General features: G+C 46.4%; 15 protein-coding genes. 13 read left to right on the plus strand and 2 right to left on the minus strand.

Translation table 11 applies throughout. The features are described from left to right. Positions 1–55: 55 nt before the first annotated feature. The 8 genes from purM (at position 56) to MHI52_RS04060 (ending at position 10,289) form a co-directional block, all read left to right on the plus strand. The gene (gene purM / locus MHI52_RS04025; protein WP_101314736.1) at positions 56–1,096 is read left to right on the plus strand and encodes a phosphoribosylformylglycinamidine cyclo-ligase; all 1,041 of its coding nucleotides are present in this window, start codon (positions 56–58) and stop codon (positions 1,094–1,096) included. Further along, positions 1,096–1,713, plus strand: coding sequence for a phosphoribosylglycinamide formyltransferase (purN, locus tag MHI52_RS04030; protein ID WP_036606067.1), 618 nt, complete (start codon positions 1,096–1,098; stop codon positions 1,711–1,713). The genes purM and purN overlap by 1 nt, the downstream gene beginning before the upstream one ends. A gap of 293 nt (positions 1,714–2,006) precedes the next feature. Further along, the gene (gene purH, locus MHI52_RS04035; protein ID WP_036606066.1) at positions 2,007–3,554 is read left to right on the plus strand and encodes a bifunctional phosphoribosylaminoimidazolecarboxamide formyltransferase/IMP cyclohydrolase; all 1,548 of its coding nucleotides are present in this window, start codon (positions 2,007–2,009) and stop codon (positions 3,552–3,554) included. Positions 3,555–3,683: 129 nt separating this feature from the next. Further along, entirely contained in the window at positions 3,684–4,949 is a 1,266-nt protein-coding gene (gene purD, locus MHI52_RS04040; RefSeq protein ID WP_405158511.1) for a phosphoribosylamine--glycine ligase, read from the plus strand. A gap of 718 nt (positions 4,950–5,667) precedes the next feature. Then, on the plus strand, positions 5,668–7,005 hold the full coding sequence (locus tag MHI52_RS04045) for a hemolysin family protein (protein WP_076253832.1): 1,338 nt from the start codon (positions 5,668–5,670) through the stop codon (positions 7,003–7,005). Between the two features lie 231 nt (positions 7,006–7,236). Next, a complete protein-coding gene (locus tag MHI52_RS04050; protein WP_036606063.1) occupies positions 7,237–8,319 on the plus strand; it encodes a hemolysin family protein in 1,083 nt (360 codons plus the stop codon). A gap of 399 nt (positions 8,320–8,718) precedes the next feature. Then, the gene (locus MHI52_RS04055; protein WP_047840500.1) at positions 8,719–9,669 is read left to right on the plus strand and encodes a ring-cleaving dioxygenase; all 951 of its coding nucleotides are present in this window, start codon (positions 8,719–8,721) and stop codon (positions 9,667–9,669) included. 14 nt (positions 9,670–9,683) lie between these two features. Continuing rightward, on the plus strand, positions 9,684–10,289 hold the full coding sequence (locus MHI52_RS04060; protein WP_036668429.1) for an alpha/beta hydrolase: 606 nt from the start codon (positions 9,684–9,686) through the stop codon (positions 10,287–10,289). Positions 10,290–10,401: 112 nt separating this feature from the next. On the opposite strand, the gene MHI52_RS04065 is transcribed toward MHI52_RS04060, so the two are convergent. Beyond that, on the minus strand, positions 10,402–11,085 hold the full coding sequence (locus MHI52_RS04065; protein WP_282319443.1) for a stalk domain-containing protein: 684 nt from the start codon (positions 11,083–11,085) through the stop codon (positions 10,402–10,404). A 246-nt stretch (positions 11,086–11,331) separates the two neighbouring features. Here MHI52_RS04065 and MHI52_RS04070 point away from each other — a divergent pair, with 246 nt between their 5' ends. The 4 genes from MHI52_RS04070 to MHI52_RS04085 all read left to right on the plus strand — a co-directional run bounded on the left by MHI52_RS04070 (position 11,332) and on the right by MHI52_RS04085 (position 16,839). Beyond that, entirely contained in the window at positions 11,332–13,623 is a 2,292-nt protein-coding gene (locus MHI52_RS04070) for a beta-glucosidase (RefSeq protein WP_282319442.1), read from the plus strand. Positions 13,624–13,990: 367 nt separating this feature from the next. Continuing rightward, positions 13,991–14,881, plus strand: coding sequence for an alpha/beta fold hydrolase (locus MHI52_RS04075; RefSeq protein ID WP_282319441.1), 891 nt, complete (start codon positions 13,991–13,993; stop codon positions 14,879–14,881). A gap of 63 nt (positions 14,882–14,944) precedes the next feature. Then, positions 14,945–16,237, plus strand: a complete 1,293-nt coding sequence (gene ilvA, locus MHI52_RS04080) for a threonine ammonia-lyase IlvA (protein ID WP_036606060.1) — start codon at positions 14,945–14,947, stop codon at positions 16,235–16,237. Beyond that, on the plus strand, positions 16,237–16,839 hold the full coding sequence (locus MHI52_RS04085) for a GNAT family N-acetyltransferase (RefSeq protein ID WP_405158512.1): 603 nt from the start codon (positions 16,237–16,239) through the stop codon (positions 16,837–16,839). The genes ilvA and MHI52_RS04085 overlap by 1 nt, the downstream gene beginning before the upstream one ends. A 149-nt stretch (positions 16,840–16,988) precedes the next feature. On the opposite strand, the gene MHI52_RS04090 is transcribed toward MHI52_RS04085, so the two are convergent. Continuing rightward, the gene (locus tag MHI52_RS04090) at positions 16,989–17,957 is read right to left on the minus strand and encodes a hypothetical protein (protein WP_405158513.1); all 969 of its coding nucleotides are present in this window, start codon (positions 17,955–17,957) and stop codon (positions 16,989–16,991) included. A 316-nt stretch (positions 17,958–18,273) separates the two neighbouring features. On the opposite strand from MHI52_RS04090, the gene MHI52_RS04095 reads away from it, so the two are divergent. Continuing rightward, complete coding sequence (locus MHI52_RS04095; RefSeq protein ID WP_405158514.1) at positions 18,274–21,354, plus strand: stalk domain-containing protein; 3,081 nt, start codon at positions 18,274–18,276, stop codon at positions 21,352–21,354. Positions 21,355–21,456: the final 102 nt, after the last annotated feature.

Consider the following 21,456-nt stretch of genomic DNA (forward strand, 5'->3'; position numbering starts at 1 on the left):
GGTCCTCCCGGGCGGGAGGATTTAGGTGGGGCGAAAAAAAAGGAGATGATTCCACTTGTCCGAAGCATATAAAAAGGCCGGCGTTGATATCGCGGCAGGTAATGAAGCGGTTGAACGGATGAAAAAACACGTGAAGCGTACCTTCCGTCCGGAAGTGATGACGGATCTGGGTGGATTCGGTGCCCTGTTCGGTTTGAACAAAGATAAATACGATGAGCCGGTGCTTGTATCCGGTACAGACGGCGTAGGCACCAAGCTGAAAATTGCATTTGCCATGGACCGTCACGATACCATCGGAATCGACGCGGTAGCGATGTGTGTGAACGACATTGTGGTACAGGGTGCAGAACCACTCTTCTTCCTTGACTATCTGGCATGTGACAAAGTCATTCCTGAGAAGATTGAAGCTATTGTCGCGGGTATCGCTGAAGGGTGTCATCAATCTGGTTGTGCGTTGATCGGTGGCGAGACGGCGGAGATGCCGGGCATGTACAGTGAAGGCGAATACGATATTGCCGGATTCACGGTGGGCATCGTGGACAAAGCGAAGATCATCAACGGTACAACCATCGCCCCTGGCGACACAGTGATTGGACTTGCTTCCAGCGGTGTGCATAGTAACGGATTCTCGCTGGTACGCAGACTTTTGTTGGAAGATGCAGGACTTGATCTGCATGATGAAGTAGCGGAACTGGGCGGTAAGCTGGGTGATTCTCTGCTGGAACCTACAAAGATCTATGTTAAACCCCTGTTGTCCTTGCTGGAAAAGGTAAAAGTAAAAGGTATGGCTCACATTACAGGTGGTGGTTTCATCGAGAATATCCCACGTATGTTGCCTAGCAACGTGAATGTGGATATTGACTACGGCTCTTGGCCGATCCTGCCAATCTTCAACCTGTTACAGGAAAAGGGTGCTGTTTCGAACCGTGACATGTTCACCACATTTAACATGGGTGTCGGGCTTGTACTGGTCGTTAATGAAGCAGATGCATCGGAAGCGCTGCAACAACTGAAAGCATCTGGTGAAGAAGCGTACATCATTGGCCGTGTTACTGAAGGAGATGCGCGAGTAACCTTCACGGGAGCGGATGTTTAATGGCGAACTACCGCATAGCTGTATTTGCCTCGGGTGAAGGGACTAACTTTCAGTCATTGGTCGATGCAGTACGGAATGGTGGGCTGAATGCATCCGTTGATCTGCTCGTGTGTGATAAACCATCTGCACGTGTTGTGCAGCGGGCACAGGACGCAGGCGTGGAATGTCATCTGTTTACTCCGAAAAATTATGCTTCCCGTGAAGCCTATGAGTCAGAGATCGTGGAAGTGCTTGAATCCAAAAAGATCGACCTGGTCGTTCTTGCCGGATATATGAGATTGCTGACTTCCGTTGTGGTGGATCGTTACGCAGGGCGGTTGATTAACATTCATCCGTCCTTGCTACCGGCATTTGCAGGTAAGGATGCGATTGGACAGGCATTGGAATACGGTGTGAAAGTTACGGGTGTGACCGTGCACTTTGTGGACGGAGGCATGGATACCGGACCGATTATTGCCCAGCATCCGGTTCCCATTTTGCCAGAGGATACGCCTGAGTCAATCAGCCGTTCCATTCATGCGGCTGAACAGCAGTTATACCCTGAAGTTGTTTCCTGGTTCGCGCAAGGTCTGGTTCAGTTAGACGGACGTCACGTGACTGTTAACAAACCGGTTTGATATAAGTTGAATTTTTTTACACATTAACGGAGAGGACAGAAAAAACCTGAAAAAGCGAAGCGTTCGCCTTTATCACCGGATTTTCCCTTTAAGAAAAGGGAATCAAAAAATCTGGGGATAACAGCGATTGGAAGGTTGTTCTGTCATCGGAGTGTCCCGTGTAAACATCTTGGTTCAACTTCTATAACAGAAGTCGAATATTGGTACGCATTTTGTGATATTTCTCGGGAAATAAATCGGCTGTGTTTCGTCAGGAAACGCGAAGCCATGGGACATTAAAGGAGGAGCATATTGTGAGTATCAAAAGAGCGCTGGTTAGCGTATCGGATAAAACGGGCATCGTGGACTTTTGCCGCGAGCTGTCGCAAATGGGTGTGGAGATTATTTCGACAGGAGGTACAAGCAGCCTGTTGTCGAAGGAAGGCGTACCTGTCATCGGAATTTCGGATGTGACCGGATTCCCCGAAATCATGGACGGACGTGTCAAAACATTGCATCCGGCAGTTCATAGTGGGTTGTTGGCTGTGCGTGATAACGAAGAGCACACACGCCAAATGGAAGAACTCGGTCTCGGCTATATCGATCTGGTTGTCGTGAACCTGTATCCATTCCAAGAGACTATTGCGAAACCGGACGTAGCATACGAAGATGCCATCGAGAACATCGATATTGGCGGTCCAACGATGCTTCGCTCGGCAGCCAAAAACCATGCCTTTGTCAGTGTCGTTGTAGACGCATCTGATTACAGCCAAGTGCTGGAGGAAGTGCGCAACGATGGAGATACCACTCTCGAAACTCGCAAACGGCTTGCGGCAAAAGTGTTCCGTCATACGGCGGCTTACGATGCACTCATCTCCGACTACCTGTCCAACGTAAATGGCGATCCATTGCCAGAGCGTCTAACGGTTACTTACGAAAAACTCCAAGATTTGCGTTACGGCGAAAATCCACACCAGCAGGCGGCATTCTACCGCAAACCGCTGGCTGCTCAAGATACGTTGACAACAGCCGAGCAATTGCACGGCAAAGAGTTGTCTTATAATAACATCAACGATGCGAACGCAGCATTGCAGATCGTCAAAGAGTTTGAAGAACCAGCCGTTGTCGCGGTTAAACATATGAACCCATGCGGCGTAGGTATTGGCGCAAGTATCTATGAAGCTTACGGCAAAGCATATGCTGCAGATCCAACATCTATATTTGGTGGCATTGTGGCAGCAAACCGTATTATCGACAGCGATACAGCAGGCAAGTTGAGCGAGATTTTCCTGGAAATCGTACTTGCTCCTGATTTTACACAAGAGGCTCTCGATATCCTGACGAAAAAGAAAAACATTCGTTTGCTCAAAACAGGCGAACTGAATGCTGCTCGTAAACGGGAGAGCCAATTCGTGGTAACGTCTATCGACGGTGGCATGATCGTGCAACAGTCCGATGTACACTCCATCGAAGCGAGTGAACTGAACGTGGTAACGGATCGTGCGCCATCGGAAGAAGAACTGAAACAGCTCTTGTTTGGCTGGAAAGTAGTTAAACACGTGAAATCCAATGCGATTGTACTTGCTGCGAATGATATGACGGTGGGTGTGGGCGCTGGACAAATGAATCGTGTGGGTGCGGCCAAAATCGCGATTGAGCAAGCGGGCGAGCAAGCAAAAGGTGCTATTCTGGCATCTGATGCGTTCTTCCCAATGGGTGATACGTTGGAACTGGCAGCAAAAGCGGGAATTACAGCAGTGATCCAACCTGGTGGTTCGATCAAAGATGAAGAATCCATCAAAGTAGCCAATGAATACGGAATTGCCATGGTCTTCACAGGCGTTCGTCACTTCAAACACTAGAACGAAAAAGGTTTAAATAAGGGGTGTCGCCTGTCATGCTAATGACTTATGGTACACCCCCTATTTTTTAGTTTTTTCAACACGCAATAGCGTAACAAATTCAGTTATGCACGGAGGGGAACAGAGCGAATGGATATTCTGGTAGTAGGCGGCGGTGGCCGGGAACATGCAATCATCTGGGCACTGGCGAAGAGTCCAAAGGTAGACAAGATTCACTGTGCACCGGGAAATGCAGGCATTGCTCAGCTGGCTGAGTGTCATGCCATTGCGGTGAATGAATTCGATAAACTAACGGCTCTTGCTGTAGAGCTTAAAGTAGGTCTGGTGGTTATTGGTCCGGATGATCCGCTTGCGGATGGGATTGTGGATGCATTTGATTCGACAGGTATTCCGGTATTCGGACCCCGTCGTAATGCAGCAGAGATCGAAGGAAGTAAAACGTTCATGAAGGACCTGCTGCACAAATACAACATTCCAACCGCAGCCTATGAAAAATTCGACAACTACGAACAAGCTCAAGCATACCTGAATGAGCAAGCAATTCCGGTTGTCATCAAGGCAGATGGACTGGCAGCGGGCAAAGGTGTGACCGTAGCTTATTCGCGTGAAGAGGCTGATCAGGCACTTCGCAGTATCATGGTGGACAAAGTATTTGGTGAAGCAGGAGCCAAAGTAATTATCGAGGAATTCCTCGCAGGGCAGGAAATGTCCATTCTGGCTTTTGTTGATGGGGAGACGGTTCGCCCGATGGCGGCGGCACAGGATCACAAACCTGTATTCGACAATGATCAGGGGCCAAACACAGGCGGTATGGGTACATACTCACCATTACCACATATCCCTGCTTCTATTATTGAGGAAGCCGTGGAGACGATCATCAAACCAACTGCCAAAGCAATGGTGTCCGAAGGACGTCCGTTCCAGGGGGTATTATTTGCCGGACTGATGATCTCGCCGGATGGCAAACCCAAAACGATTGAGTTCAACGCACGTTTTGGTGATCCGGAAACACAGGTTGTATTGCCACGTCTGAAGAGCGACTTGTTCGATATCTTCTGGGCAACCGTTCATGGCAAGCTGGCTGATATTGAGATTGAATGGAGTGATGAAGCCGCAGTATGTGTGGTGCTTGCTTCAGGAGGTTATCCGGGTCCTTATGCCAAAGGTGTAGTCATTGAAGGACTGGATCAAGTGCAAGATGCCGTGGTATTCCACGCAGGTACAGCACGTAGTGAAGCAGGAGACTGGGTTACGAATGGTGGACGGATCCTGGGTGTAGTTGGCCTTGGTGCGGATATTGCCGAAGCTAGAAACAAAGCTTATGAACAGGCGGAGCGTATCCACTTTGATGGTAAACATCAGCGAACGGATATTGCTGCCAAAGCACTCGTATAGAATGAATATAAGAGCCCGTAAAGATGTATACCGGAAAGGTATTTGCATCTTGCGGGCTCTTTGATACGTATATAGATGTATCTTGTGCATAAGGCCGGACTTGTCCAAACGGGAAAGAATATGGGGAAGATTCAAAACGGGATTAAATCAGGGAGATCCGGCATGTTTAATGCCCTAAAGTAAGGGGTAGTATTTTTATAAATTGGACTATACTAAACATGTGAACAATATCACATTACGAGGTAATATCAATCATATTATATAAAGTATGTAACATACATAGAGACTAATTTGTGAACATTATACTGTAAGCTTGTGGCAAACCATAACGTGCAACTGGATGGTTGAGCGGGAAACATGGTATACTTTTCGGAAACAGGAATGAGTACGAGGGGAGGTGGATATCTATTGGGTAGGCGATATTGTAAATTGTCCAAATGGCGAATCTAGGTGGAGTTAAGCGAGGAACAATTGACAGCATGAGGGGTAACCCGATTTGAATGAAGAAGTTTCTGCAAGTCATTGACTTCATCTTGAATTCCTGTTTTGTAATTTTACAAGGTCAAACGTAAGACTTATACAAAAGATATCATTGAAATCAATTTTATATAAGGCAGACGTCGTGTTGAAAGACTAACAGTTGATGAATGGTTAACACAGTTAACGGATCACGCTGTAACTATCTCTGGAGGTGAATCCCTGAGAACCGGGGAAATCATTGGACATAATTACCATATTGAATATCGTTTTACTTATTATCTTGATTGCATTGACTGCATTTTTCGTAGCATCGGAATTTGCTGTAGTCAAAATTCGTACATCAAGAGTGGATCAACTGGTCGCGGAGGGCAATAAAAAGGCCGTATTGGCTAAAAAAGTTGTCTCGGACTTGGATTATTATCTGTCAGCCTGTCAGCTCGGTATTACGGTCACTGCTCTGGGACTGGGAGCGCTCGGAAAACCGACGGTTGAGAGATTGTTATATCCGGTATTCAATTATTTAGATGTACCTGCTTCAATCTCGTCGATTGCTTCCTATGCGATTGCCTTTATCCTCGTCACGTTCTTGCACGTGGTTGTTGGTGAGATGGCACCGAAAACGTTGGCGATTCAATTCTCAGAAAAACTGACATTAATGCTCGCCCCATCGCTATACTGGTTTGGTAAAATCATGTATCCGTTCATCTGGGCGCTTAATGGAACTTCACGTGTTCTTCTGCGAGGATTCGGTGTAAAGCCTGCCAAACATGATCAAGCCTACTCGGAGGATGAGATCAAAATCATCATGAACCAGAGTTACGAAGGTGACGAGAACAACAAGACCAAGCTTTCGTATCTGGAAAATGTATTTGTGTTCGACGAACGTGATGCCAAAGACATCATGGTGCCGCGTACGGAACTGGTGACATTAGATCAGGATATGACTTATGACGATATTATTCCTATATTGGATGAACATAACTATTCACGTTACCCTGTCATCGAGGATGGGGACAAGGACCGCATTATCGGCGTTGTGAATGTGAAAAAGATTTTGCCTGACATGGTAGCCGCAAGATCATATCAACTAAGCGAATTCGTTCGTGAGATCCCATTTGTTTCCGAAGTTACAAGTATCCAGGATGCGATGATTAAAATGCAGCAGGAACGTGTACACATGGCCGTGGTCGTGGATGAATATGGGGGTACCTCGGGTATCATTACGATGGAGGATATTCTGGAGGAGCTAGTTGGTGAGATTCGCGATGAATTCGATGCCGATGAGGTGGCTGATATCCAGGAAACCGGAGAGAATCAATATCTCATTAATGGCCGGGTACTTTTGGATGAAGTGGAGCGGCAGTTCGGACTTAGCTTTGAAGGTAATGAAGAGATGGATACCGTTGCTGGATGGATCCAGTACCAGAAGGGTGTAGGTGTGGAAAAAGGCGACACGGTAGAACACGGCGATTATGTCTGGACCGTTGTGGATACCGAGAACTATCACATCAAACAAGTTCTTCTGGAACGAGTGAGCGGCGCACAGGTTGAGGAAGCTACTAGCGATCTGGCGTGATCTTGTCCGGAAATCTTTTAAAAATTTAAATATTTTTGCGATAACGGAGAGGACAGAATAGACTGAAGAAGCGAAGCGTCCGCCTTTATCACCGGATTTTCCCCTTTTATATAAGGAATAAAAAAATCTGGTGATAACAGCGGTCGGAAGGTTATTTTGTCATCGGAGTGGTCTGTGCAACCTTAATATAAATTTTATTTGGAGGTGAATCCCTCAACCTGAGGGAAATCATTGGACGGAATAATAGCCTTGAATTTATTTTTAGTAGCCGTATTTATAGGTCTGACAGCCTTTTTCGTTGGAGCCGAATTTGCAATTCTTAAAGTACGGATGTCCCGAATCGATCAATTGATCTCGGAAGGGAACAAAAAGGCAGTACTGGCCAAAAAAGTGGCGCACAACCTGGATTATTATCTGTCGGCGTGTCAATTGGGGATTACCATCACGGCGCTGGTATTGGGAGCCTTGGGTGAACCTACTGTTGAGAAAATGCTGCATCCGCTCTTTGAGCGCATGGAAGTACCAGCGGCATTGTCTACCGTGCTTTCCTATGGTATTGCTCTGGCGATCATTACGTTCCTGCACGTGGTTATTGGTGAATTGGCACCGAAAACCCTGGCGATTCAGTTTGCAGAGAGAATGACGCTGTTGCTGGCACCACCACTGTATTGGTTCGGTAAAATCATGAATCCATTCATCTACGCGCTAAATGGAGCTGCTCGTCTGTTGCTTGGCATATTTGGTGTAAAACCTGCCGGGCATGATACCGTTCACTCCGAAGAAGAGCTGAAGCTGATTATGGCACAGAGCTACGAGAGTGGCGAGATCAACCAGACGGAGCTGGACTATCTCAAAAACATTTTTGCTTTTGATGAGCGTCTGCTTCAGGAGATTATGATTCCACGAGATAAAATTGTTACTCTGAATAAGGAAATGCCGATTGATCAGATCATTGAGACGCTAAATCGACATGAATACACGCGATACCCTGTTATTGCAAATGGGGATCAGGCTCATTTTGTTGGCTTTATTAATACAAAAGAAATGCTGACGAGTGTGGCTGCGGGTAGAGATTTCAATATGGAGACATTTGTTCACAATACGCCGAGTTTCTCCGAGCGTTCTCCAATCAAGGATGTACTGATCCAGATGCAACAAAGCCGTGTACACATTGCAACCGTGAAAAACGAGGCAGGTGCTACGGTAGGTATGGTTACGATGGAGGATATCCTTGAAGAGATTGTCGGAGATATCAAGGATGAATACGAGCATAAAGATTTGGTGAATCCACCAAAAAGAATGAAACTGGTCTAAGAAGCAGTAATACAAAAGTAATACAGGAATAAGAAGCAACCTAATCAATCGTTATAACGCTAAGCAGGTTCCCGGAGTGATCGGGGCCTGCTTTTTGCATTAAATCTTAATTTTAAAATAAAAGCTTGCATATTGAGGTCCAATGGATTAATATAAATTTAAAGAATCTTAATTTAAAGATAAATAACAGAAACCAATAAATAAAAGAAGCAAAATAAGTCGAACTAATAACTTACACGTAACGAAGAGGACAGAAAAAACCTGAAAAAGCGAAGCGTTTGCCTTTATCCCCGGATTTTCCCTTAGGAAAAGAAATCAAAAAAATCTGGGGATAACAGCGATTGGAAGGTTATTCTGTCATCGTAGTGTCTGTGTAAATAAACCAAGGGAGTGGAGATTATGTTCAGAACTTCAGGAATTCATCATATTACAGCTTTTGTTGACGATGCGCAGAAAAACGTTGATTTTTATGCAGGTGTGTTGGCGCTCAGACTGGTGAAAAAAACAATAAACTTTGATGCACCGGACGTGTATCACTTGTATTACGGGAATGAGCAGGGTGCACCGGGCACAATCATTACCTTTTTCCCACAGCAGAATTCAAGAAGAGGTGTCATTGGGTCAGGTCAGACTGGAGTTACCGTATATGCGGTTCCTGTAGGAAGCCTGCCTTTCTGGAAAGAACGTCTTGCTTCCTTCGATATTCCATATGAAAATAAAACCAGATTTGGTGAGCAGTACATTCGTTTCTTCGACAAAGGCGGTCTGTTGCTTGAACTGGTTGAGCGTGAAGGCGGTCAGCCAAGCAACTGGAGTTTCAACGGTGTGACACCGGAGCATGCCATCAAAGGATTTGGCGGAGCCGTATTGTTCAGCCACGTTCCTGAGAAAACCATGGACGTCTTGGTGAGCAAACTGGGTCTGGAGCAAGTCGGTGAAGAGAACGGACTCCTTCGTCTTCAGGCAAGCGGCGATATTGGTCAGATCATCGATATTCAGTCCACAGGTATCCAACGCGGGATTGGCGGAGCCGGAACGGTTCACCATATTGCATGGCGTGCCAAAGATTACGCGGAACATGAACAAATTCAGCAGGATCTTGAACAATCCGGATATCATCCAACGCCAGTCATTGACCGTCAATACTTCAACGCTGTGTATTTCCGGGAGCCGGGTGGTATACTGTTCGAACTGGCTACGGATCCTCCGGGATTTGCACGGGATGAACCAGCAGAGAGCATGGGTGAGAAACTGATGTTGCCTGAATGGTATGAACCACAGCGTGAGCAGATTGAACAATTGTTGCCACGAATTGAAGTACGTGAATGGAAAGGAGAGTCCAAATCATGACCACAACCAATACAATGAAACATATCTATAAAGCAGGTGCTCAGCCGGATGCGCCAACAATCCTGTTGCTTCATGGCACAGGCGGAACCGAGAATGATCTGATCGGTCTGGCGGAGATGATCGCACCAGGAGCTGGCATACTTGGGGTGCGGGGTAATGTATCGGAGAACGGGATGCCCCGTTTCTTCCGCCGCCTGGCCGAAGGCATTTTTGATGAAGAAGATCTGATTGCTCGTACGGCAGAGCTGGGATCTTTTGTCGATGCAGCTGCGGTGGAATATGGTTTTGATCGGTCCAACGTGTATGCACTGGGTTACTCTAACGGTGCCAACATTGCGGCAAGCTTGATCTTCCATCAAGCAGATGTATTCAAAGGTGCAATTCTGCATCACCCGATGGTACCGTTGCGCGGACTCGAACTGCCGGATCTGAAAGGTCTGCCTGTGTTCATTGGTGCGGGCGAGAACGATCCGATTGTACCAAGACGTGAAACCGAGGAACTTGCTTCGCTGCTCAGCGGTGCAGGTGCCGATGTAAACACGCATTGGGAGCGTCAGGGTCATCAGTTGACTCGTACTGAGGCAGAAGCTGCGGCAGCTTGGTTTAAGACTCAGGCGTAAATTGGGTGGATAGACATCCTCTATTCAAATGATAAATTATTTTAATGTCTCTATAAGAAAAAAACGTTACTCATTTGAGTAACGTTTTTTTTCTAGATTTGAAATTTTATTTCTAATTTAGATTACCAGTAACAAAAATAGAACTTTCAGAACCGGTTATGTTGAGAGTTTCAGCTTCGACAGTCAGCTTTTTAGCTGCTCCAATGTCGAATGAAGCAGTTTGAATTTTATCAGATGTACCAATAATAATCTCTTTAAGCAACACATCTCCATCTAAAATTCTAACACTAATATCTGTCTTTACATCAACTGGGAATACAGAAACTTCAAGTTTTTGATATTTTCCTTCGGTAGAAATATTGAAGCCTTTATCAGCACTATTAATTTCCTTTATAACAACTCCAGAGAGATAATCTCTCCCTTGTTGAACAGTGAATTGTTTATCCTTCGTAACATAGGAACTATATTCAGTTACAATTTTCTCGGATGTTATAGGTGTCCTATCTGATTTCTCACCAAGCATAAGAGTTTGGCTACTGCCGTTATAATCTACCGCTACTCCAAGTGCTTCGCCTACTGAACGAACAGGTAGGTATGTCGTGCTGTTATATGTAATTGCAGCTAATTTCTTACCATTTTGATCTACTGGGCTCCATGCTTTACCTGAAATGTTATAATTGATTCCCCAATTCAGATTGGCCGTGATTTTCTCCAAGATTGGTGCAGCTCCGGCGCCGATAGCCATACCTCCAAGAAGTGTAAAGCTAGATAACGCAATAATAAACTTTTTCTTCACAATTTCTTCCTCCTAAAGTAAATATATGATTTCATTGTAATTATATTACTTTAGACATGGTATGACAATGATTTTAATAGTCTTAAAGTATTAGTCTTCTGAGTTATCAGTAATATAGACCTATAATCGGAATGACTGGTGTTATGTAACCGTTACTAACCGGGTAAACATTTGAATGTGTGGTAGATAACCTTGTATGCTTATTGATATAGCTATGTATCAACATCATGAACTGGAGGGGTTAATGTGGAACGTAACATCAAGGAACTGGTACAGCGGATGACACTGGAAGAAAAAGCGGGCATGTGCTCGGGACTGAACTTTTGGCATCTGAAAGGGGTGGAGCGTCTTGGCATTCCATCCATCATGGTGACGGACGGACCTCATGGACTACGCAAGCAGGATGGGAGTGCGGATCATCTTGGACTAACGTCGAGTGTGCCTGCAACCTGTTTCCCGTCTGCGGCAGGATTGGCTAGTTCATGGGACAAGGAGCTGGCGCGTCAGGTCGGGGTGGCTCTGGGAGAGGAATGTCAGGCCGAGGATGTAGCGGTATTACTTGGACCGGGTGTAAATATTAAACGTTCCCCGCTGGGCGGACGTAATTTTGAATACTTTTCCGAAGATCCGTTGTTATCTACGCAGATGGCTACCGGTCATATTCAGGGTGTGCAGAGCCAGGGTGTAGGTACGTCTCTCAAACACTTTGCAGTTAATAATCAGGAAGAACGGCGCATGTCGATTGATGCGGTGGTGGATGAACGGACGCTGCGTGAGATTTATCTGGCGAGCTTCGAAGGTGCAGTGAAGGATGGACAGCCGTGGACGGTGATGTGTTCTTACAATAAGGTGAACGGTACGTATGCAGGTGAGAATGAATGGTTGCTTACGGATATTCTGAAAGACGAATGGGGTCACGAAGGTCTTGTGGTATCAGACTGGGGTGCGGTCAATGAACGTGCAGACGCCCTTGCAGCAGGACTGGAACTGGAGATGCCAACAAGCGGTGGAATCGGTGAGCGTAAAGTGATTGATGCCGTAGAGAGCGGACAACTGCCGCTGGACAAGCTGGATCGGGCGGTGGAGCGTCTGCTTACGCTGATCTTTAATACCGTTGATCAAAAGCAAGAAGGGGCTACATATAACAAGGATGAGCATCACCAACTTGCGCGCAAGGTGGCAGCCGAGAGTATGGTTTTGCTGAAAAATGAAGAAGGTCTCCTGCCGCTGGGACGTGAAGGCGAAGTGGCGTTAATCGGGGCATTTGCGCGCAAACCTCGCTTCCAGGGCGGCGGCAGTTCCCATATTAATCCGACCAAAGTGGATGATATTGTGGAAGAGATGACCCAGGTGGCTGGCGAAGGTGTAACCTTCTCGTATGCCCCAGGTTATCGGATTGAAGCGGATGATGTGGATGAGACATTAATGCATGAGGCTGTGCAGGTAGCGCAGTCGGCGGATACCGCTGTTGTGTTTGTTGGATTGCCAGATCGTTATGAATCCGAAGGTTATGATCGTGCCCATTTGCGTCTGCCTGACAATCATATTCGTCTGATCGAAGAGATTGCAAAAGTCCAATCACGTGTCGTCGTGGTGCTGAGCAACGGATCTCCAGTGGAGATGCCTTGGCTGCCGCAGGTGCAAGCGGTACTTGAAGCTTATCTTGGTGGACAGGCGGTTGGTGGAGCGATAGCTGATCTGCTGTATGGTGAGGTGAATCCGTCCGGTAAACTGGCAGAGACATTCCCTGCCAAACTCAGCGATAATCCATCTTATCTAAATTTTCCGGGTGAAGGGGATCGAGTTGATTACCGGGAAGGTATTTTTGTTGGTTACCGCTATTATGACAAAAAAGAGCTGGAGCCGCTGTTCCCGTTTGGCTATGGACTGAGTTATACGACATTTGAATATGCTGATCTGAAGGTAGATCGCACAGAATTGACGGATCAGGATGAGGTGAATGTGCAAGTAAGGGTCACCAATACCGGTGACAGAGCGGGCAAGGAGATTGTACAGTTGTATGTAAGCGACATAGAGAGCACAGTTATTCGTCCTGTAAGAGAATTGAAAGGATTTGCGAAGGTGGCCCTTGAACCTGGAGAGTCCAAAGTGGTGAGCTTCACACTAAACAAACGTTCATTCGCCTATTACAACGTAGATATGAAGGACTGGCATGTGGAAACCGGAGAGTTCGAGATTCAGGTAGGCAGCTCCTCACGGGACATTCATGTGTACACACGTGTGAATGTAGAGTCTACAGCGACATTCCTGCCAACCTATACGCGTAATAGTACATTGGGGGATATCCAGCGTGATCCTACTCACAAACAGCTGTTGGACCAGGCTTTGCAACAATTCCAGGAAGCCAGTGGGTTTGGCGGTGATGATGCCGGGGGTCACGCAGATATGATGGATGCGATGATGAAATATATGCCACTGCGTGCACTTGTTGCGTTTAGTGGTGGGGCCATGACGGAAGATGCGATGAATGAACTTCTGGAGCAGTTGAACAACAAGGATCATGGTATTCGGGGATAAGGGGCTGAGCCCTTAAACCGAGTATTCGTCCATCCTTGGATTAAGCGATTACGATTAAGCGATACGTGCAGGAACTGCGCACGAAGCAACAAGAAGGTGTTTGTGAGGTTCAGCGGCACAGTGGCTGGGACAGTTACCCGATCCGATCATGGATCGGGTTTTCTTTTTGCATAAGGAAAAAGGAGGGTTAACGGGACGGTGGGATGGAGGATGACTCTAGCAACGTGACAGAGGTGACAGGACTGCTGTAACTTGCTGAAGCAACATGGTTGTCGTAAAGGATGGATTAATCTATAATGAAGTAATTGATAATCATTTTCAATTAGATTCGGTGATAGATGATTATGCACGTAATCAGGAGGGGAATATGAATCCTAACCCTAGCTTACATACATTTGGTTCAAGTGCGTTTGTTCAGACCCGCGATGGTCGCAAACTACATTATATGTCCAGGGGAACAGGAGAACTGACGGTTGTATTTGAGTCCGGTATGGGCGTCTCCAGATCAAACTGGGGACTGGTTGCACCAGCCATTGCTGAGCATGCACGTGCAGTTGTGTATGACAGGGCAGGGGCGGGACGAAGTGATGTCGACTCGGCTCCCCGCAGCCTTGAACGCATTGCAGGGGATCTTGGAGAACTGCTGACAGCTCTGGGCCCGGGCCCATTCATTCTGGTTGGACATAGCTGGGGTGGTCCGATTGTACGGGCTGCGGCAGCTGCACATCTATCTCGATTACGTGGCATTATTCTGGTAGATCCATCAGACGAGCATTGCGAAATGTATTTTTCCAAGCTTACTAAAAAGAGCTTTGCCATCAATGGTTTCATTATTCCAATCATGGCGCGGACTGGCTTATATAAGATGCTTGGCAGCAAAGCTGGAAGTGTTCAGCCTGACGATGTGGCAGCGGATCACCTCAAGGAGGATTTCACTGTACGGGCAGCCAGCACGATGCTTGCAGAAGGCAAAACATTTCTGGATGACATGGCAGCGTTGCTGGAACATCCTCCGGCTCTGGGTGATCTGGAAGTTAGCGTGATCTCGGGTACGAAACCGGGCAAGGGAGAGGGGAAAATCAGACCTGCCCTCATTACGGCGCATCGTCAGACGGTGAGCAAGCTGTCCAATGCGAGATGGATTGGAGCCGATCAATCGGGACATATGGTTATGTATACAGACCCTCAGGTCATTATTGATGAGATTTTACGAATGATAAATGATGAGAGCTCAGGCGCAAGAATAGATCAAAAGTGATACAATACAAAGAAAAGCAGTGCGCGACATTGCTAGACAATAAAAGCGGAGTGTGGAGACAACATGAAACCAGTTGAACAAGAACCAACGGGAACCACAAGTCCCGGTCGTGCCAGTGTTGGCATGGAAGATATCGTACGCGCACATCATGTGCTGCGTGAGGTCATTGTAAGAACGCCGTTACAGCGGGATGCTGTATTGTCGGCCAAATATAACTGTAATGTGTATCTGAAAAGGGAAGACCTTCAAGTGGTGCGTTCGTTCAAAATTCGGGGCGCCTATAATATGATTCGCAGTCTGACACCAGCCGAGATGGAGAAGGGTATTGTCTGTGCAAGTGCGGGCAACCATGCTCAGGGTGTTGCTTTTAGCTGTAATGCCCTTGGAATTAACGGCAAAATCTTCATGCCGAGTACAACACCGAACCAGAAGGTGAAGCAGGTGCGTCGCTTTGGTGGAAACAACGTTGAAGTGGTGCTGATCGGGGATACGTATGATGACGCTTATGCTGAAGCGATGCGTGCATGTGACGAACAGGGCATGACGTTTATCCATCCTTTTGATCAACCGAAGATAATTGCAGGTAATGGTACGGTAGCGATGGAAATCATGGAAAGTCTCGATGAGAATGCCGACTATGTGTTCGTGACAATTGGTGGCGGAGGGCTGGCAGCCGGCGTGGGAACCTACATGAAGACCGTGAGTCCAGAGACACGCATCATTGGAGTTGAGCCACTTGGGGCAGCTTCCATGAGTGAGGCGATGTTCCGCAAACAGGTTGTGACGTTGGATGATATTGATAAATTCGTGGATGGTGCAGCGGTGAAACGGGTTGGCGATCTCACCTTTGATATCTGCAACAGTATACTTGATGACATTGTGAAAGTGCCAGAAGGCAAAGCCTGCACAACTATTCTGGAACTCTATAATGAAAATGCGATCGTTGTCGAGCCTGCCGGTTCCTTGGCTGTTGCGGCGCTTGAGCAATATCGTGAGCAAATCGTGGGCAAGACGGTGGTCTGTGTTATTAGTGGCGGGAACAACGATATCGACCGGATGCAGGAGATCAAGGAACGTTCCCTGATCTATGAAGGTCTGAAGTATTATTTCATGGTTAATTTCCCGCAGCGTGCAGGAGCTTTACGTGAATTCCTGGAGGAAGTTCTAGGGAAGAATGATGATATCACCCGGTTTGAATATACGAAAAAGCATGATAAGGAAAATGGTCCTGCCTTGGTGGGTATCGAGCTGATGTACAAGGAAGATTACCACCCGCTCATTGAACGCATGAACCGCAAAGGTATCGCCTATACCGAACTGAACAAAAATCTAAATCTGTTCAACATGTTAATCTGATGAAACATACCAGTATGCCGTCAGATCACCACGAAACATCTCCTCTGATCAGACCTGCACGCATAGAAGATGCTGATCAGGTCATTCCTTTACTGTATCAGGCGATCGGGGACATTGCATACGCGCTTGCGGGTGAGGCGGATCATGAGAAGGCGATGCAGATTTTGCAGGAGTTCTATGTACAGGAAGACAACCGGATTAGCTATCGTCATGTGACAGTGATGGAGCAGGATGGGCTGATCGCGGGGATTCTTGTGGCCTATGATGGCGGAGAAGCAGATCGTCTGGACCAGCCGATTCTGGATCGACCTGGACGAAGCCGGGATGAGAAGTATGCATTGGTCAAAGAGACCCGTCCGGGGGAGTATTATCTGGATACTCTCTCGGTAAGTGAAGCATATCAGGGGCAGGGTATCGGCCGGGCACTGATGGCTGCTTTTGAGCAGCAGGGCAGAAATCTGGGTCACTCACAGGTATCCCTGATTGTAGAACGGGACAACGGCCGTGCGCTAATGCTCTATGAACGGCAGGGATATGTCAAAGACGATGTGATTGTCATCGCAGGACATGAGTATAATCATATGGTCAAACCGATTCAATAGTGCAGGGAGCTGACGGGTTGAGTCAGTTTTGACTATAGAAGCAAAAAGAAACCGCAACAGGAGCAAACCCTGTCGCGGTTTTTGTTGTGGTTATCTGTTGGGATTTAGCCTGAATTCGAACAGGATATTAACCATGGAAGCGGATTAACTCAATAATTCGCGTAGTCGCTGACCGGCACATTCTGCTCCAGCCATTTCTCGACAGCAGTCGTTTTCTCGAATTTGGCTTCGGTTACGATGTCCATGAACTTTTCGAGTTTGGTCAGGAAGGCACTGTCTTCGGATGAGTTACGTTGTAAGACAGCTTTGTAACCTTTCTGGGCATTGGCTGTCATTTTGTTCGTTTCATAGTCAAATAAAGGCGTATTATTCAGGCCATAAAAGGTATACAAGGTATAGTTATTCATCAGGTTCTTCACCTGTTGTACCCGATTGGACTTCGGATATTCGTTCAGGAATCGTTCCTGATTCAGAGCGCGATTGAGTATCTCCTGATAGCCAATGACCAGTGCACCATCATCGGCGGCAAGGTTGCTGGTTTCAACTGCCATAATATTAATGTATTGTTTGATGTCTGGTTTCACGTACGAGATATATTTCTGAAAAGCCATATAATTCATGATCGGATAGAGGGAACCTTCCAGCATAACCAGGCGATAACCGCTATCCCGTGCTTGCTGGAGCAACGCACGCAGACTGGTGTCGTTGGTGCGGCTCATCAGTTGGGTGAAGCTATCATTCCACTTGTAGGCTTTGATCATCTTGTCTTGAACATTAGGCACCAGTAGACGGTCCGTCATGGCTGTTAACGCCTTGTTGCGGGCATTCTCCAGTTGTAAGACCATCAGAGTTGCATGATAAGTGGTGACTTGATTGATATGAGATTCGAGATAAGTATCCGCGGCAGGCAAGTCGTTCTTTTTGTAGAGCATGGGCTGAAATGTTTTATATATCGTTGTTGAACTGGCAGTTGTGACTTTGGTATCTGTACTGGAAGAAGCGGCAGCAGCGACTCCGGATAATGGAGCGACAGCCGTTTGGAGCAGCATGAGGATGGCGGTGGCTGTAATGAAGGTGCGCATGCCTTTACGTTTGGCAGATTGGAACGATGATGTCATAGATATGAACCTCCCGTAGTTGAGAAAATGATAGGTGTTGTTCACTAGTCACTATACATTAACCCAATTGGTGCAGGATGTGGTTGCGGAATGGTGACAAATTCTTCTGTTATTTTTAACTTTTGGAGGGTGGAAGATAGAGGAAGATTTCTGAGAAAATATTTTTTGTACAACTGGAAACTTTTGAGCCGATCGGAACGTCTTAGTTGTGCATAGGTAAATACAGGAATTAATGAAAAGAACAGCGAATCTATTTCGATGTTAACTAAATGCGAGAATGGGGATATGGGATATGAGGAAAGCGGGAGGAAAACAAGTGAAGAAGGTAATGTCAGCGCTGGCTGTATCGGCGATGCTGATGTCCGCACTTCCAACGTCGGTTATGGATGCAGCCGCGAGAATCAGCATATACATCAATGATGCAGAGTTATCATCTGCTCAGGCACCTGTCATGAAAGGTGGACGCGTACTCGTTCCGCTTCGGTCGATTTTTGAAGGATTGGATGCGAAGGTACAATACACGAACAGAACCAAAACGATTGTTGCAACTCGCGATGATCAGGAAGTTACTTTGAAACTTGGTTCCAAAACGGCATACATCAACGGGGAAGCGATATCGCTGGATGTACCTGCAAACACGATTAAGGGCAACACGATGGTTCCAATTCGTTTTGTCAGTGAAGCTTTTGGAGAAAAAGTGTTCTGGAACTCACGCAATCAGCGTGTAGATATCAAGACAACGGCAACACCTCCAGTGGATGAGACACAATATGCTGCATGGAACATCTATGGTTCGGTATCCGGAAGTAACGGAGATGGTCGTGACTTGACCGTGAGCTTCACACGTCCAACTTCAGAGAAGGCGGTATCTGCTTACCGGATTATGCTGGTAAAAACTCGCGATGTGAATAGCTTTACGGAGTCCTCAGCCACGGCCGTACCTTCTGCAAACTATACATCTGTTACACCGAATGGCAACAACCCGAAACTGACACTTAATGCACAGACGCGTGACGTAAACGGGGATTTGCTCAATAGTAATGAAACGTATCGTCTGTATGTACTGACTGTTGGTAACAGCAGCAATAATTATAAAAATGCATTGAACTGGTCTTCCCAAGCATTGAAGCTCAATAATGTGAAATCCACAGTACAGGCGGTTACAAGTCTGCGTGCCGCAGATATTAGTGACTATGGCGATGGCCGCGATCTGGAGATTAACTTCACGCAGCCGAGCACAACATCGAACATTACGTATTATCGTGCTTTTGTAGTCAAAGCGAAGGACTCTTCTGCGTTCAATCTGACTGCAGCGAATAAAGTGTCCAGTGCAAACTCCACGATCATATACAAAGGAAACAGTACCGCAGTGAAAAGCCAGCTGACTTCTTCGACACGGGATACGTCTGGCGAAATGATTAAAAGTGGCACAGCGTATGTGGTCTACATCTTGTCGGTAAGCACTAATACAACAACAGACAGCAAGCTGTCCGCAGCATCATCTTCACTTACGCTGTCCGTGAACACAGCAACGTCTCCAGTAATTACGCAGGTGAAGGATAACTCGGATTATGGAGATGGTCGTGACATTCAGGTGAGCTTCAACCGTTCATCAGATGAGTCCAAGGTGGCGAATTATCGCGTCTTTGTGGTGCGCAACTCGGTTGCCAGCAACTTCAATCTGACAACGGCGAGTAACCTGTCCTCCAGTCTGTACTATACGGTGAATAAAACAGGCAACAACATTACAACGACATTACCTTCATCCATGAAGGACACAAGTGGTTATAATGTAACGAATCTGCAAGATTATCGCATCTTTGTGATGGCGGTGGGCAATCAGCAAAATGGATACACCAATGCGCTGTCAGCTTCCTCCACAGCTCTGAGACTGACAACGACCGGTAACGCGGGAGTCATTAGCAACCTGGCTGTTGCGGATATTGGTGACAACGGTGATGGGCGTGATCTACGGGTGTCTTTCAACAAGGCCGCGGATGAATCCAGAATCTCTGGATATCGAGTATACGTTGTTCGCTCCGGTAATGCGGGCAACTTCACACTAAGTGTAGCTAATGCGTCGAACTACTATACGCAGGTGAACAAAACGGGTGGTAACCTGTCCGTTACGCTTCCGAATGCATATGATACAAGCGGTTCCCTTATTTCCAATAACGTTTCCTATCGTGTATTCGTTATGTCAGTAAGCAATAGCGGAAACTCAAGTCAAAATGCGTTGTCTTCATATTCTTCTCAGATCACACTGACTGCGAACACGGCTGTTACCGCTCCCACCAGTGTGACTGCGAAGGACATCGCGGATAACGGAGATGGACGTGATTTGCGTGTGACATTTAATCGATCGTCGAATGAGACGAACGTGTACCATTACCGTGTATTTGTAGTCAAAACTTCCAACTTGAGTGGATTTGATTTGTCGGAAGCTAATCGGAACTCCAACTTTAAGGTGGTAAATAAAGCTGGAGGAAGCGGAGATTACACGGTGACTTTAGACGATACCAAGGCAACAGATAGTACAACTATTCGCAATGATGAGAACTATCGCATATTTGTACTTGCGGTAAGTAATACAGGTAATTCATCCAATGTGCTGTCAACGGCCTATGCAGATGTTAAATTGTCGGTAACTAGTGCAGTAGGAGTAGTTACAATTACTAACGTTGAAGTTAAGAAAGAAGAGCAAGCAGCTGGTGATGTAACGGATGTGACTTTGAGATATACGGAACCAGCTTCCAAAGCAGGCATTGGACGTTATGTTGTTATGGTTGCTCCGACAGGAAGCGCATTTGGGCTCAATGTAGCGAAGAATATAGCGAAAGAAAACAATTCCACTACAATAAAATACGTGGAAACATCTGGTGGAAATGCCATACTTCCGGGTGTACTGTCTGATATCAATGGTCAAAAAATTGAAGCAGGCAAATCATACACGGTGTATATTTTATCTGAATCAAACGACAATAATCGTGAATCAAGTTTGGCTTCATCTACATTCACGATTAATGCGAAGAAACAGACAATTACGCCTGTTGAGAGTGTAAAAGATCTAAAAGCAACTGTAAGTGCTTCTTCCATTAGTGTAAGTTTCACTAAACCAAATGAAGCAGGCATTGCTCGCTACGATGTGTATATCGTTAAAGAAGAGGGAAGCTCAGGAACTACTGGGAAAGCTTTAAAAGATGTTAGTACGGGTGGTAATCCTTTAGCAACAGTGGATATTGGAATTTCCGCCAAGGATTCAGATGATGCAACTTTTGGAGTAGGAAAATACAAAGTTTTGGTAGTCTCAGTGGTAAGTGAGCCGACGAAATATACTTCCGTCAGTACATCAGAAGCATTTGAGATTTTACCGGCTCCTTCTGGGACTGGTCAGTGAACTGCCATTACGAGCCATCCTCTATACAGGGTTCATGTATTAAGATAGGAAAACGTGGTTGAAAGAAATTCATAATGGATAATTGAATTTTAGGAATTCGAA

This window comes from Paenibacillus sp. FSL H8-0283 (assembly GCF_045040675.1).
In the GTDB taxonomy this organism is placed as follows: domain Bacteria; phylum Bacillota; class Bacilli; order Paenibacillales; family Paenibacillaceae; genus Paenibacillus; species Paenibacillus amylolyticus.

What these genes read in the sequence shown, in the direction of transcription:
- purN (WP_036606067.1), top strand. Translation starts at nt 1,096, where the DNA reads ATGGCGAACTACCGCATAGCTGTATTTGCCTCGGGTGAAGGGACTAAC.
- purD (WP_405158511.1), top strand. Translation starts at nt 3,684, where the DNA reads ATGGATATTCTGGTAGTAGGCGGCGGTGGCCGGGAACATGCAATCATC.
- MHI52_RS04055 (WP_047840500.1), top strand. Translation starts at nt 8,719, where the DNA reads ATGTTCAGAACTTCAGGAATTCATCATATTACAGCTTTTGTTGACGAT.
- MHI52_RS04060 (WP_036668429.1), top strand. Translation starts at nt 9,684, where the DNA reads ATGAAACATATCTATAAAGCAGGTGCTCAGCCGGATGCGCCAACAATC.
- MHI52_RS04075 (WP_282319441.1), top strand. Translation starts at nt 13,991, where the DNA reads ATGAATCCTAACCCTAGCTTACATACATTTGGTTCAAGTGCGTTTGTT.
- ilvA (WP_036606060.1), top strand. Translation starts at nt 14,945, where the DNA reads ATGAAACCAGTTGAACAAGAACCAACGGGAACCACAAGTCCCGGTCGT.
- MHI52_RS04085 (WP_405158512.1), top strand. Translation starts at nt 16,237, where the DNA reads ATGAAACATACCAGTATGCCGTCAGATCACCACGAAACATCTCCTCTG.
- MHI52_RS04090 (WP_405158513.1), bottom strand. Translation starts at nt 17,957, where the DNA reads ATGACATCATCGTTCCAATCTGCCAAACGTAAAGGCATGCGCACCTTC.